This is a genomic window from Burkholderia sp. AU30280, assembly GCF_020420125.1.
In the GTDB taxonomy this organism is placed as follows: Bacteria; Pseudomonadota; Gammaproteobacteria; order Burkholderiales; family Burkholderiaceae; genus Burkholderia.
In genome coordinates, this window is the sequence record NZ_JAIZRY010000001.1 from 286,253 (window position 1) to 299,394 (window position 13,142).

General features: G+C 67.7%; 11 protein-coding genes. 2 read left to right on the forward strand and 9 right to left on the reverse strand.

The window, feature by feature from the left end; translation table 11 throughout:
• Window positions 1-308: 308 nt before the first annotated feature.
• Window positions 309-1,088, reverse strand: coding sequence for an AraC family transcriptional regulator (locus tag LGN17_RS01260; protein ID WP_226194827.1), 780 nt, complete (start codon window positions 1,086-1,088; stop codon window positions 309-311).
• Window positions 1,089-1,227: 139 nt separating this feature from the next.
• Between LGN17_RS01260 and LGN17_RS01265 the strand changes: the two genes are divergently transcribed.
• The gene (locus LGN17_RS01265; protein ID WP_226194828.1) at window positions 1,228-2,007 is read left to right on the forward strand and encodes an alpha/beta fold hydrolase; all 780 of its coding nucleotides are present in this window, start codon (window positions 1,228-1,230) and stop codon (window positions 2,005-2,007) included.
• A 38-nt stretch (window positions 2,008-2,045) separates the two neighbouring features.
• Here the strand turns inward: LGN17_RS01265 and LGN17_RS01270 are convergent, their stop codons facing one another.
• The 8 genes from LGN17_RS01270 to LGN17_RS01305 form a co-directional block, all read right to left on the reverse strand.
• The gene (locus tag LGN17_RS01270) at window positions 2,046-2,873 is read right to left on the reverse strand and encodes a M55 family metallopeptidase (protein WP_226194829.1); all 828 of its coding nucleotides are present in this window, start codon (window positions 2,871-2,873) and stop codon (window positions 2,046-2,048) included.
• Entirely contained in the window at window positions 2,870-3,943 is a 1,074-nt protein-coding gene (locus LGN17_RS01275) for a P1 family peptidase (protein ID WP_226194830.1), read from the reverse strand. The genes LGN17_RS01270 and LGN17_RS01275 overlap by 4 nt, the downstream gene beginning before the upstream one ends.
• Window positions 3,943-4,836 carry a glutathione ABC transporter permease GsiD gene (gsiD, locus tag LGN17_RS01280; RefSeq protein ID WP_226194831.1) on the reverse strand — a complete coding sequence of 298 codons (894 nt, stop codon included), beginning with the start codon at window positions 4,834-4,836 and terminating at the stop codon, window positions 3,943-3,945. The genes LGN17_RS01275 and gsiD overlap by 1 nt, the downstream gene beginning before the upstream one ends.
• Before the next feature lie 7 nt (window positions 4,837-4,843).
• The gene (gsiC, locus tag LGN17_RS01285; RefSeq protein WP_226194832.1) at window positions 4,844-5,764 is read right to left on the reverse strand and encodes a glutathione ABC transporter permease GsiC; all 921 of its coding nucleotides are present in this window, start codon (window positions 5,762-5,764) and stop codon (window positions 4,844-4,846) included.
• Between the two features lie 79 nt (window positions 5,765-5,843).
• The gene (gene gsiB / locus LGN17_RS01290) at window positions 5,844-7,406 is read right to left on the reverse strand and encodes a glutathione ABC transporter substrate-binding protein GsiB (RefSeq protein ID WP_226194833.1); all 1,563 of its coding nucleotides are present in this window, start codon (window positions 7,404-7,406) and stop codon (window positions 5,844-5,846) included.
• A 95-nt stretch (window positions 7,407-7,501) separates the two neighbouring features.
• Window positions 7,502-9,409, reverse strand: coding sequence for a dipeptide ABC transporter ATP-binding protein (locus LGN17_RS01295; RefSeq protein WP_226194834.1), 1,908 nt, complete (start codon window positions 9,407-9,409; stop codon window positions 7,502-7,504).
• A gap of 29 nt (window positions 9,410-9,438) precedes the next feature.
• A complete protein-coding gene (locus LGN17_RS01300) occupies window positions 9,439-10,434 on the reverse strand; it encodes an isoaspartyl peptidase/L-asparaginase family protein (protein WP_175950524.1) in 996 nt (331 codons plus the stop codon).
• Window positions 10,431-11,375 (reverse strand): MurR/RpiR family transcriptional regulator, encoded by a 945-nt coding sequence (locus tag LGN17_RS01305; protein ID WP_226194835.1) that lies wholly within the window; start codon window positions 11,373-11,375, stop codon window positions 10,431-10,433. The genes LGN17_RS01300 and LGN17_RS01305 overlap by 4 nt, the downstream gene beginning before the upstream one ends.
• A 472-nt stretch (window positions 11,376-11,847) precedes the next feature.
• Here LGN17_RS01305 and LGN17_RS01310 point away from each other — a divergent pair, with 472 nt between their 5' ends.
• Window positions 11,848-13,119, forward strand: coding sequence for an MFS transporter (locus LGN17_RS01310; protein WP_175950526.1), 1,272 nt, complete (start codon window positions 11,848-11,850; stop codon window positions 13,117-13,119).
• Window positions 13,120-13,142 lie beyond the last annotated feature (23 nt).

The window sequence follows — 13,142 nt, forward strand, 5'->3', positions numbered from 1 at the left end:
TTATCGCGAGCTTCCGCCCCCTGTAGCGAACGCGCGATTGAAACGCATGCTGCGACTGCACACAACTTGTCGATTCGGCAGGATATCGTTTGCGCGTTATGCGGCGTATTCTTCGTTATCCACAACGTGGCCATGCAATTGAATCACGATCGGCAACAATTACGCCTGTAATGCGCGACACCGCCCCGCAGGCTGTGCGCGCACTTTTTCTGACCGAGTGCCTTTAAACGCGTCTGACCGAAGTTGGCAGGCGCGTATTTTTTGGCGGCAGCCGACACACCGGCCTGGCGTGCGCCGACTCCCTCCGGTTAGCGCCGAATCTCCAGATAGCGGCTCGGCGTATCGCCCAGAATGCGGCGAAACGCCGACGTGAACGCGCTGGCGCTCGCGTACCCGAGATCGAGCGCGACGCGCGTCACCGGCTGCCCGTCGCTCAAGCGCGCGATCGCCGCGAGCATGCACACCTGCTGGCGCCATGCGGCAAAACTCACCCCCGTCTGCGCGCGAAACTGCCGAGTGAACGTGCGGCGGCTCACGCCTGCATCGGCGGCCACCTGGTCGAGATCGGCCGCGATCGACGGCGACGCGAACAGATGCCGGCACACCTTCGCCAGCCGTGCGTCGGCCGGCAGCGGCGCATGCAGCGACAGGCGCGGCATCGTCGCGATTTCCGCGACCAGCAGCGCCATCAGCTTGCCCGCGCGCCCGTCGACGTCATACAGGGCCGGCAGGTCGATCGCATCGTCGATCAGTTGCCGCAGCAGCGCGGACACGCCATAGACACCGCACTGTTCGGGCAGGCCCGCCTCCCGCGCAGCGTCGCCGGACACGAACGTGTTGAGCATCGTGACCGGCCCGGTCATCGTCATTTCGTGTCGCACGCCGGCCGGCACCCAGCACGCGCGCTGCGGCGGCACCAGCCAGCGCCCATGCGGCGTCGACACGCTGATCGTGCCGCGCGACGCGAACGCGAATTGCCCGCGCCCGTGCGCATGCGCCGGAAACGTCGTGCCCGCCGCATAGTCGTTGGCGGTCACGACCACGCTCCGGGGAATGTTTTCGTAGGGATCTAGCAGCGTATTTCTCACGGCCCGAATTCCATCATCAATGACCCGATATCGAAGGCGGGTCTCCTTCGCGCGATTTACGATCCGCTCCACCCTTGCGCGACCTGACGGCCGCAAGACCCGTCGGCCTGATCGGCCGGTTTACTGCATCGGAGCGGACATGCCGAATACGTTTCATCGCGTGGGGAACGGCCCCCACCCTGTTCTTGTACTGCCCGGCTGGTTCGGCGACGCCCACGCGTTCGAACCCGTCGAAGCGTGGCTGTCGCGTGACCACTTCAGCTATGTATTCATGGACTACCGAGGTTACGGCCAGATGCGCGACTCGGCGGGCCGCTACACGATCGACGAGATCGCCGCCGACACGCTCGCGCTGGCCGACGCACTCGATTTCGCGACCTTCAGCGTCGTCGGTCACTCGATGGGCGCGATGGCGGCCGAGAAAATCGCCGTCATCGCGCCCGGGCGCGTGCGCGCGCTGGTACCGATCACGCCCGTGCCGTGCGGCGGCCTGCCGTTCGACGCGGAGAAGCGCGCGCTATTCGAACGCGCCGCCAACCACGTCGCCGATCGCCGGACCATCATCGATCGCAGCACCGGCGGCCGGCTGCCCGCCGCCTGGGTCGAGTGGAAAGCCGCGTATTCGGCAGCCCGTTCGTCGCCGACGGCGTTCGGCGCGTATTTCCGCGCGTGGGCCGACACGGATTTCAGCGACGAGATCGCCGGCATCCATCCGGTGAAAGTGCTGATCGGCGAGCACGATCCGGCGTTCGACGCGGCGCTGATGGCCCGCACCTACCTGCGGCGCTATCCGCTCGCCACCGTCGACGTGCTGCGCAATGCGGGCCACTACCCGATGAACGAGACGCCGCTCGCGCTGGTCGCGGCGATGGAAGCGTTCCTGCTCGCCGTGAAAGCGAGCCCCGCCGGCGACCACTGACGACGCGCGGCGCGCAGGCAGCATGGCGTTGACCCGCATCACCGCAGCATGAACGACATCGCCGACAGACTGTTCAGCGTGCGCACCGCGTGCTCGACCGAAGGCCCGTCGAAGCGCAGCGTCACCGCATCGACGCGCGCCAGCGACGGCAGCACGCAGAACAGGTCGGCCAGCGCCGCCGTCTGCACGCGCAGCGTGCAAGCGGCCGGCGCGGGCCGATGGGCGCCGGCGCGCACACCTGCCGACAGTGCGTGCGCGACCGCTTCGCGCGCAGCCGTTGCGATCCGCGCACACGACGCGGCGGGCGTGAGCGTGTCGCCGCTCGATGCGCCGCCGGCCGTCTTGACCGTCTCGAAATGCGCATCCGGAAACAGCGGCTGCGTTTCCTCGGCGAATACGTCGTCGCCCGTGGCCAGCGCGACGTGCGCGCCGTATTCCCGCGCCAGCGCGCCGTACAGCCCGGCTTCGCCGAGTTCGATGCCGTTCAGCCATACCTGCGTGAACGCAAAGCTGTTGATCGTGTGCGCGAGTACGCCGTGGGTCTGCGATTTCGCGTGATAGCCGATCATGAACACGAGGTCGGGCTGCTGTTCGAGGCCCGCCATCATCCCGAGCGTGCGCGGCTTGCCGAGCACGACGCGCGCACGCGCATCGAGCCCGTCGGGCAGCAGGTTGCGGAAGCCGCCATGCGAATCGTTGACCCACACCGCCTGCGCACCGCCCATGAACGCGCCTTCGATCGCCGCGTTCGCCTCGGCGGTCATCCAGCGACGCGCACGCTCGTATTCCGGATTGCCGGCGCGCGTCTGCTCGGTGGCGAACACGCCGGCGACGCCTTCGATGTCGGTCGAAATCAGGATCTTCATGAATGGTTGGGACGGTGTGCGTTGAGCAGAGAGTCGAGATCGGGCACCGCATCGCGCAGCGATTGCCGCACATGGCCGTCGCGCCCGGCCACCGTCACGGCCTGCAGCAATGCATCGGCGATGGCGTGCTCGACGCTTTCGGCCGCGGCCATGAACAGCGGATCGAGCGCCGCATCGGCGACGAGGGCCGGCAGCGCGACCGTCGACGCGTCGTGCGCGATCGTGTAAGCGGTGGAGAAGGCAAGCGCGATGTCACCGCTGCCGTGCCCGTAGACCGAGCCCGTGCGGGCCAGCCCCGCGCCCGCGCGGCGCGCGAGCCGCGATAGTTGCCGCGCATCGAGCGGCGCATCGGTGGCCAGCAACAGGATGATCGAGCCCTGCTCGGGCGGTGCCGCGTGCGCAGCCTCGGCCGCACGACGTTGCGCGACGATGCGCCCGAGCGGCACGCCGCCGAGCGTCAGCATCGGCAGCCGGCCGAAATTCGCGAGCACCAGCGCGCCGACCGTATAAGGCCGCCCGGCCGCGACGGCGACGCGCGACGCCGAACCGAGCCCGCCCTTCAGGTCGAAGCTCGACATCCCGCGCCCGGCACCCACCGCGCCGCGTGCGACGTCACGCGACGCCGTGCGGCACGCGTCGTCGTAATGCGCGGCCGTGACCGCGAACGCCTGGATATCGTTCAGATAGCCGTCGTTGCACTCGAACACCAGCGGGTTGACGGTCGACCAGTCGCGGCCGATCTGCGGATTCGCCGCGATCGCCGCGCGAATCTGCGCCTGCGCGACCGCGCCGACGCCGAACGTATTGGTCAGCGCGATCGGCGTATCGAGCATGCCGAGTTCCTCGACCTGCACGAGCCCGACACTCTTGCCGAACCCGTTGATCACGGCAACCCCCGCCGGCACCTTGCTGCGGTACACGTCGCCCGGATGCGGCTTCACGACGGTCACGCCCGTCTGCACGTTGCCGGCATTGAGCGTGCAATGGCCGACCGTCACGCCCGGCACGTCGGCGATCGTGCCGCGCGGCCCGGCCGGCAGCGTCGCCGTCCACATCGGTGAAGTGCGCATCAGCGGCGCTCCAGCTTCGGATCGAGCGCGTCGCGCAGCCCGTCGCCGAGCAGGTTGAACGCGAGCACGGTCAGGAAGATCGCGAGGCTCGGGAAGATCGCGATGTGCGGCGCCGTCACCATGTCCGCACGCGCCTCGTTGAGCATCGCGCCCCACTCCGGCGTCGGCGGCTGCGCGCCGAGCCCGAGGAACGACAGGCTCGCGGCCGTGATGATCGACGTGCCGATCCGCATCGTGAAGTAGACGACGACCGACGACACGGTGCCCGGCAGGATGTGCCGCATGATGATCGTCCAGTCCGACGCGCCGATGCTGCCCGCGGCTTCGACATAAGTCATGTGCTTGAGCATCAGCGTGTTGCCGCGCACCAGCCGTGCGAACGCCGGGATGCTGAAGATCGCGACCGCGCAGATCACGTTGACCATCCCGTTGCCGAGGATCGCGACCACGCCGATCGCGAGCAGGATGCCCGGGAACGCGAACAGCACGTCGGCCACACGCATCGTGATGCGGTCCCACCAGCCTTCGTAGTAACCGGCGAGCAGCCCGAAGAACGTGCCGATCACCGCGCCGAGCGCGACCGAGAAGAAGCCGGCCGCGAGCGAGATGCGCGTGCCGGCGACGATCCGGCTGAAGATGTCGCGACCGAGCGAATCGACGCCGAACCAGTGCACGGCCGACGGCCCCGCATTCAGCGCATCGTAGTCGAAATAGTTCTCCGGATCGAACGGCACGATGTGCGGGCCGACGAACGCCAGCACGACGAGCGCCAGCACGAAGCCGCCCGCGACGAGCGCGACGGTCTGCTTGCGGAACTTGCGCCAGAATTCGCGCCACGGCGTGCGGATCGCGGCGGGTGCGGCCGGCGCCGCGGTCTGGACTGTCGCGTTCATGGGCGCCTCACTTGAACCGGATGGTCGGGTTGATGACCGCATACAGCACGTCGACGGTCAGGTTGATCAGGATGAACTCGAGCGAAAACAGCAGCACGATCGCCTGGATCACGGGGTAGTCGCGCATCGTCACCGCGTCGACGAGCAGGCGCCCGAGCCCCGGCCAGTTGAACACGACCTCGACGACGATCGAGCCGCCGAGCAAAAAGCCGAACTGCAGCCCCATCATCGTGACGACCGGGATCATCGCGTTGCGCAGGCAGTGCTTGAGCACCACCATCGGCTCGTGCACGCCCTTCGCGCGCGCGGTGCGCACGAAATCCTCGTTCAGCACCTCGACGAACGACGCACGCGTGAAGCGCGCCATCACGGCCGCGACCGCGGCGCCGAGCGTCAGCGACGGCAGCACGTAGCTTTTCCACGAGCCGTCCGGCACGACCGGCAGCCAGCCGAGCTTCACCGAGAAGATTTCCATCAGCAGCATGCCGAGCGCGAACGCGGGAAACGAGATGCCCGACACCGCCAGCGTCATGCCGAGGCGGTCCGGCCAGCGGTTGCGCCACACCGCCGACGCGATCCCGATCGCCATCCCGAACGCCGTCGCCCACACCATGCTGACGAGCGTCAGCATCAGCGTCGGCATGAAGCGTTCGCCGATCTCGGTCGAGACCGGCCGCTTGCTGCGCGTCGACATGCCGAAGTCGCCGTGCGCGATCTTCGTGAAGAAGGTCACGAACTGCGCGGGTAGCGGCCGGTCGAGCCCGAGATCGGCACGCACGAGCGCGACCGTCGCATCGTCGGCTTCGGGGCCGGCCGCGAGCCGCGCCGGATCGCCCGGCAGCAGGTGGACGAACAGGAACACCAGCACCGCGACGATCGCGAGCGTGGGCAGCAGGCCGAACAGGCGTTTGACGAGAAAATTCAGCATGGGGCACCGATCGAATCAGCGTGCCGGCGGCTTGCGCCGCCGGCACCGCATGGCGGACGAACCGCCGTCATCATCACTGTCATTTCAGCGAGATTTCGTCGAAATTGAATGAGCCGTCCGGCATCACGTATGCGCCCTGCAACCGCTTGCTGCGTGCATACACGATCTTCTCCTGCACGAGGAAGATCCACGGCGCATCGGTCCAGATCTGCTTCTGCGCATCGGCGTAGAGGTCGGCCTTCTTCGCGCGATCGACCGTCTCGAGCGCCTTCGTCAGGTCGCCGTCGACCGTGTCGTTCTTGTAGTACGCGGTGTTGACGAGCTTCGGCGGCGCCGACGCGCCGGCGAGCAGCGGCGTGATCGCCCAGTTCGCTTCACCCGTCGACGACGACCAGCCGATGTAGTACATCCGCACCGGCGCCTTCGCCGGATCCGGCGCGCTCTCGACCTTCGCGACGCGCTCGCCGGCTTCCAGCGCCTGCACCTGCACCTTCACGCCGACCTGCGCGAGCTGCTGCTGCACGAACTGGATCGCCTTCTGCGACGTCGAGTTGTTATAGGCGGACCACAGCGTCGTCTCGAAGCCGTTCGGATAGCCGGCTTCCTTCAGCAGCGCGCGCGCCTTCGCCGGGTCGTACGGCCACGGGCCCAGCTTCGTCGCGTAGTCGACACCCTGCGGCACCACGCCGGTCGACGGCGTCGCGAAGCCGGAGAAGGCGACCTTCGCGAGCGCTTCCTTGTTCACCGCGTAGTTCAGCGCCTGCCGCACCTTCGGATTGTCGAACGGCTTCTGCAGCATGTTCAGCGACACGTAGCGCTGCACGATCGACGGCCGCTCCACGATGTCGACCTTCGGGTTGCCCTTCAGGTCGACCGCCTGCTCGAACGGGATGCGGAACGCGAAATCGGCTTCACCCGTCTTGATCAGCGCGGCGCGCGTGTTGTTGTCGACCACCGGCTTCCAGTCGATCGCGTCGATCTTCGGATAGCCCTTCTTCCAGTAGCCGGCGAACTTCTTCACCTTCAGGTCGTCGGTCTGCTTCCATTCGACGAACTCGAACGGGCCCGTGCCGACCGGATGCAGCGCGATGTCGCGGCCCCACTTCTTCAGCGCAGCCGGCGAGATCATCACGGCCGACGGGTGCGCAAGCGTGTTGATCAGCGCCGAGAACGGCTCGCGCAGCGTGATCTTCACCGTGTATGGATCGACCACTTCGGTCTTCTCGATCACGCGGAACATGTTGTAGCGCTTCAGGTGGTTCGCGGGATCGGTCACGCGGTCGAAGTTCGCCTTCACGGCCGCCGCGTTGAAATCGGTGCCGTCGTGGAACTTCACGCCCTGGCGCAGCTTGATCGTGTAGACCTTCGCATCGGGGCTCGCGTCGTAGCCGGTCGCCAGCACGTTGACGAGCTTCATGTCCTTGTCGAAGCCGAACAGCCCCTGGTAGAACGACTTGACGACGGCCTGCGACACCGTGTCGTTCGCGTCGTACGGGTCCATCGTCGTGAACGTCGAATCCACCGCCATCACCGCGGTCTGCTGCGCGAACGCGGGCACCGCGGCCGACAGCGCGAACGCGCCGGCGAGCGCAACGAAACACGCGCGCGGACGAAACATCGGGAACGAATGCTGCTTGGTCATGTTGCTGGGCTCCTATCGGTGAATCGGTGACGCCTCACGGGCGTTTCGGTTTCGACTTCCTGCACGCTCGCGCATCGCCGTCGCGATGCATGCCTTCAGTACGCGCCGCCGACGCGGTGCGTCGCGACGTAATGATCGGGGCCGACCGCGACGAGCGGCGCGACGACCGGTTCGTCGCCGACCGCGCGGATCGGGCTCGGAATCTCGTCCGCCGCAAGCTGGCGCGGCGCATGCCGGCGCGCGGGGTCGGCCACCGGCACCGCGCTCATCAGCTTCTTCGTATACGGATGTTGCGGCGCCTCGAAGACCGCGCGGCGCGGCCCGATCTCGACGATCTGGCCGAGATACATCACCGCGACCCGATGGCTGATGCGCTCGACCACGGCCATGTCGTGCGAGATGAACAGGTACGCGACGCCGAGCTCGCGCTGCAGGTCGAGCATCAGGTTGACGATCTGCGCCTGCACCGACACGTCGAGTGCCGACACCGATTCGTCGGCGATCACGACCTTCGGGTTCAGCGCGAGCGCACGCGCGATCGCGATCCGCTGGCGCTGGCCGCCCGAGAATTCATGCGGATAGCGGCGCGCGGCCTCCGGCGGCAGGCCAACCTTGTCGAGCAGCCAGTCGACGCGCGCCTGCGCGTCGCGGCCGCTCGCGACGCCATGCACGAGCAGCGGCTCCATGATCGAGAAGCCGACGGTCAGGCGCGGGTTCAGCGACGCGAACGGATCCTGGAAGATGAACTGGATGTTCCGGCGCAGCGCCTGCAGGTCCGGGCCCTTCAGCGCGCTGATGTCGCGGCCGTCGAACTCGATCGAGCCGCTCTGCGATTCGACGAGGCGCAGCAGCGAACGGCCGGTGGTCGACTTGCCGCAGCCCGATTCGCCGACCAGCGCGAGCGTCTCGCCCGCGCGCAGTTCGAAGCTCACGCGCTCGACCGCATGCACGTATTGCGATACACGGCCGAACACGCCGCTCTTCACCGGGAAGCGCGTCACGAGATCGCGCACGCGCAGGATCGGCGCCGCAGACCGATCGACGGGCGGCTGCGCATCGTCGTTCGCCGCGGGGGCGGGCGACGCCGCCGGTGCTGCCGCGCTCGCGCCCTCCACCTTCAGCAGCGGGAATTTCTCGGGCGCATCGGTGCCCTGCATCGAGCCGAGTTTCGGCACGGCCGCGAGCAGCGCGCGCGTGTAGCGATGCTCGGGCGCCGCGAAGATGCGCTCCGATTCGCCCTCCTCGACCTTCTCGCCGCGATACATCACGAGCACGCGGTCGGCCACTTCGGCCACCACGCCCATGTCGTGCGTGATGAAGATCACGCCCATGTTCATTTCGTCCTGCAGCCCGCGCACCAGTTGCAGGATCTGCGCCTGGATCGTCACGTCGAGCGCGGTCGTCGGCTCGTCGGCGATCAGCAGCGAGGGCCGGCACGACAACGCCATCGCGATCATCACGCGCTGCCGCATCCCGCCCGACAGCTGGTGCGGATAGCGCGCGAACACGCGGCGCGCCTCCGGGATGCGCACGAGTTCGAGCAGCCGCAGCGTCTCCGCGCGCGCTTCCGACATGTTTTTAGACTGATGCAGCGCGATCGCCTCGCTGATCTGGTCACCGACGGTAAACACCGGGTTCAGCGACGTCATCGGCTCCTGGAAGATCATCGCGATGTCCGCGCCGCGAATGCCGCGCATCGTCGCGCCGCTGGCCTGCGCAAGATCGACGAGCGCGCCGCCGCGCCGGCGGAACGCGATCCGGCCGTTCGTGATAGCGCCGCCGCCATGCTCGACGAGCCGCATCAGCGCGAGCGAGGTGACCGACTTGCCCGAGCCCGATTCGCCGACGATCGCGAGCGTCTCGCCGCGATCGACGTGAAACGACACGTTGCGCACCGCGTCGAACGTCGCGCCTTCGCGGCGGAACGTGACCGACAGGTCGTCGACGGCCACCACGCGCTGCTCGGGCAGCATCAGGCCGGACGGGTTACGGCTCGAAGTCATCGTGGGTTTCCTCCTCGTGCGGTCCGGGATCAGGCCGTGTCGTCGTCGCGATAGATGCCGACCACCGGCGCTTCACCGACGCGCGCGTAGCCGCGGTACATCCCTTCGGTGTTGAACGGCATCGCGACGTTGCCCTGCGCGTCGACCGCGATGATCCCGCCGCGGCCCGCGAGGCGCGGCAGCTTGTTCATCACGACGTCGTGCGCGGCGTCGGCGAGCGATGCGCCGCGATACGCGATCTGCGCGGCCACGTCATGCGCGGTCGCGAGCCGGATGAACATCTCGCCGGTGCCGGTGGCCGACACCGCGCAGGTTGCGTCGTCCGCATAGCAGCCCGCGCCGATGATCGGCGAATCGCCGACACGCCCCGGCTGCTTGTTCGTGATGCCGCCCGTCGACGTCGCCGCCGCGATGTGGCCGTGCCGGTCGCACGCGACCGCGCCGACCGTGCCGTGCTTGCGGTCCGGGTCGAGCGGTTCGGCCGGCTGCTGCCGCGATTTGCCGAACGCGAGACTCGCCGCGTCGTGGTCGAGCATGGTGCCCGCCGCTGCGCACGCCTTGAGCCACTGCGCGTGACGCGCCTCGGTGTCGAAGTAGCCCGGTTCCGCGAGTTCGAGCCCCTGCGCGGCCGCGAACGCATCGGCGCCCTCACCCGCGAACAGCACGTGCTCGCTCGCTTCCATTACACGCCGCGCGGCAAGCACGGGATTGCGCACGCGCGTTGCGCAGCAGATCGCGCCGGCGCCGAGCGTCGCGCCATCCATGACCGCCGCGTCGAGTTCGTGCTTGCCGTCGGCCGTATAGACGGCGCCACGCCCGGCGTTGAACAGCGGACAGTCCTCCAGCATCCGCACCGCGACGGTGACGGCGTCGAGCGCGCTGCCGCCATCGGCCAGCACCTGCTGCGCGGCCGTCAGGATCGCGGTCAGTTCGGCACGGTATTGACGTTCGGTGTCGGAATCCATCGCCTCGCGCAGGATCGTGCCTGCGCCGCCGTGAATCGCAACGATCGCGGATGAAGTCATGTTTTTTTCGGACGGTGAGAAGGTGGGTTGGCGGCCGGCAGCGTCGCTTGCGGCTGGACGAGCCACGGCAGCAGGAATTCGGTCATCTCGGCCGCGGATTTCGCGGACCGGTGCGTGCGCAGCGCGACCGCGTCGATCAGGGCCTCGATCATCGCGAGCACGGCCGCTTCCGACGTGGCCGCGAAGCGCCGTTCGGCCTTGACGTACAGGTTCAGCGACGCGATCGGCGCAAGCGGCGATTGCGGGCCGTCGGAAATCCCCAGTACGCGTGCACCGCGTGCGGCCGCGCGACGGGCGAGTTCGATCGTGTCCTTCACGTAGCGCGGAAACGCGAGCGCGATCACGAGATCGCGCGAGTCGGCCGTATACAGGCGCCGCGCCGCGTGCGACGGGCCGCCGAGCAGCGCGAGCGACTGCACGTTGTCATGACAGACGGACAGCCCGTGCTCCATCAGCCCGGTGAGAAACGCGCTCGACCCCGCGCCGAGGATCAGCACGCGACGCGCGCCGACGATCGCCTCGACCGCGGCCTCGACATCGGCCGCATCCAGTTGCGCGCGCGTGTTCTCGATGTTCGCGACGGCCTGGTCGAATACCGCATCGATCCACGCGGCGCCGCGTACGCCGGACTCCTGCTCCTGCGCGGAACGCAGCCGCTCGACCGGCCCGAGCGTCGCCTCGAAGCCACGCACCAGCGCCGCGCGCATCGCCGGATAGCCGTCGAAACCGAGTGCCTTCGCGAAGCGGTTCGCGGTCGCGATCGACGCGTTCACGGCCTGCGCGAGTTCGTCGATGCGCATCGTCGCCGCGCGGAACGGATTCGCGAGCACGAACTCCCCCATGCGCCGGTGGATCGGCGTCATCAACGGCATCGCCGACGCGATCCGCTCGGCAATCGCGGGTTCGTCTTGACTGGCGTCGTGCGGAACGAGTGGCGTCATGCGAAGGGTGGTTGCAAGGATGATGAAAATGAATTTACACAACTCCTATTCAGAAAAGAAATAAATTTTCATCCGGATTGTCGCGCCCCATCCCGCGCCTTTCGATCGCCCGACGCCCGCACAGCCCCGCCGCTGGGGCCTTTGACACGTGATCGCCGTGCGGCGCCGCGCCTGCTGCCTGCCCTGGGGAGTCGGGGAAAACCCCGACCAAGTTCGTTCGAATGCAATTTCACGTTGACCGGATTCGAATTCGAACATAGGATGTTCGCAAATGATCAGTCGTCAGATAACATTAGCCTTCTGCGACGTCGAAATGTTCACTTGAACACCAGCATTCCGGCTCAAACCGGGGAAACTGGCGCCCATCAAGATCGGACATCGTACAAATAAAGCGAAACAGGCCATCCCGAACGGATGGTCGTCATGGATCGGGCCGGCGCCACGCGCCGGCCCTGCCCGACAGGAGACAGCAGTGAAGACAGTCAAGGCGTTGCGCTGGTGGATCATCGTGCTCGTGTGTCTCGGCACGATCCTCAATTACCTCGCACGGAATTCCCTCGCGGTGCTCGCCCCCGAGCTGAAGCAGGTGTTCGCGATCTCGACGCAGCAGTACTCGTACATCGTCGGCGCGTTCCAGATCGGTTACACGATCATGCAGCCCGTGTGCGGCTTCGTCGTCGACCTGATCGGGCTGCGGCTCGGGTTCGCGCTGTTCGCGATGCTGTGGTCGGTGGTCGGCGTTGCGCACGGCTTCGCGTCGGGCTGGCTGTCGCTCGGCATCCTGCGCGGCTTTCTCGGCCTGTTCGAAGCCGCCGCGATTCCGTCGGGGATGAAGGCGGTTGCCGAATGGTTTCCCGATCGCGAGAAATCGGTCGCGGTCGGCTACTTCAACGCGGGCACGTCGCTCGGCGCCGCGATCGCGCCGCCGCTCGTCGTGTTCATCTCGATGCGGTTCGGCTGGCAGGCGGCATTCATGGTCACCGGCGCGCTCGGCTTCGTGTGGGCCGCGCTCTGGTACACGCAGTACCGGTCGCCGGCCGATCATCCGCGCATCACGCCGCAGGAGCGCGCGCTGATCCGCGACGGCCAGGCGACGATGCCGCCGGTGTCGAAGCGCCGCATCCGCGACGTGGTCACCGCGCGGCGCTTCTGGGCCATCGCGCTGCCGCGCTTCTTCGCCGAACCCGCGTGGCAGACCTTCAGCTTCTGGATTCCGCTGTACCTCGCGACCGAGCGCCACATGCCGCTCACGCAGATCGCGATCTTCGCGTGGATGCCGTTTCTCGCGGCCGACGCCGGCGGCATCGCGGGCGGCTACCTGTCGCCGTTTCTCGCCAACCGCTTCAAACTGCCGCTCGTGTGGTCGCGCGTCGCCGGCGTCGCGCTCGGCGCGGTGCTGATGCTCGGGCCCGCGATGATCGGTCTCGTGGCGTCGCCGTATACGGCCATCGCATTGTTCTGCGTCGGCGGCTTCGCGCACCAGATGATCTCCGCGCTCGTCAACACGCTGTCGGCCGACGTGTTCGATTCCGAGGAAGTCGGCACCGCGAGCGGCTTCGCCGGGATGGCCGCGTGGATCGGCGGGCTCGGTTTCTCGCTGCTGGTCGGCGCGCTCGCGGACAAGATCGGCTACGCGCCGCTGTTCGCGTGCCTCGGCCTGTTCGACATCATCGGCGTCACGCTGCTCGCGGTGCTGATCCGCGGGCAGTCGAAGCAGGAACGCCTGCTCGCACGGCACGCCTGACCTTCGCTTTCACAGGAAATCGC

Coding starts and splice junctions, on each gene's coding strand:
- gsiC (WP_226194832.1), bottom strand. CDS start 5,764: ATGCTGAATTTTCTCGTCAAACGCCTGTTCGGCCTGCTGCCCACGCTC.
- gsiD (WP_226194831.1), bottom strand. CDS start 4,836: ATGAACGCGACAGTCCAGACCGCGGCGCCGGCCGCACCCGCCGCGATC.
- LGN17_RS01265 (WP_226194828.1), top strand. CDS start 1,228: ATGCCGAATACGTTTCATCGCGTGGGGAACGGCCCCCACCCTGTTCTT.
- gsiB (WP_226194833.1), bottom strand. CDS start 7,406: ATGACCAAGCAGCATTCGTTCCCGATGTTTCGTCCGCGCGCGTGTTTC.
- LGN17_RS01300 (WP_175950524.1), bottom strand. CDS start 10,434: ATGACTTCATCCGCGATCGTTGCGATTCACGGCGGCGCAGGCACGATC.
- LGN17_RS01270 (WP_226194829.1), bottom strand. CDS start 2,873: ATGAAGATCCTGATTTCGACCGACATCGAAGGCGTCGCCGGCGTGTTC.
- LGN17_RS01275 (WP_226194830.1), bottom strand. CDS start 3,943: ATGCGCACTTCACCGATGTGGACGGCGACGCTGCCGGCCGGGCCGCGC.
- LGN17_RS01305 (WP_226194835.1), bottom strand. CDS start 11,375: ATGACGCCACTCGTTCCGCACGACGCCAGTCAAGACGAACCCGCGATT.
- LGN17_RS01295 (WP_226194834.1), bottom strand. CDS start 9,409: ATGACTTCGAGCCGTAACCCGTCCGGCCTGATGCTGCCCGAGCAGCGC.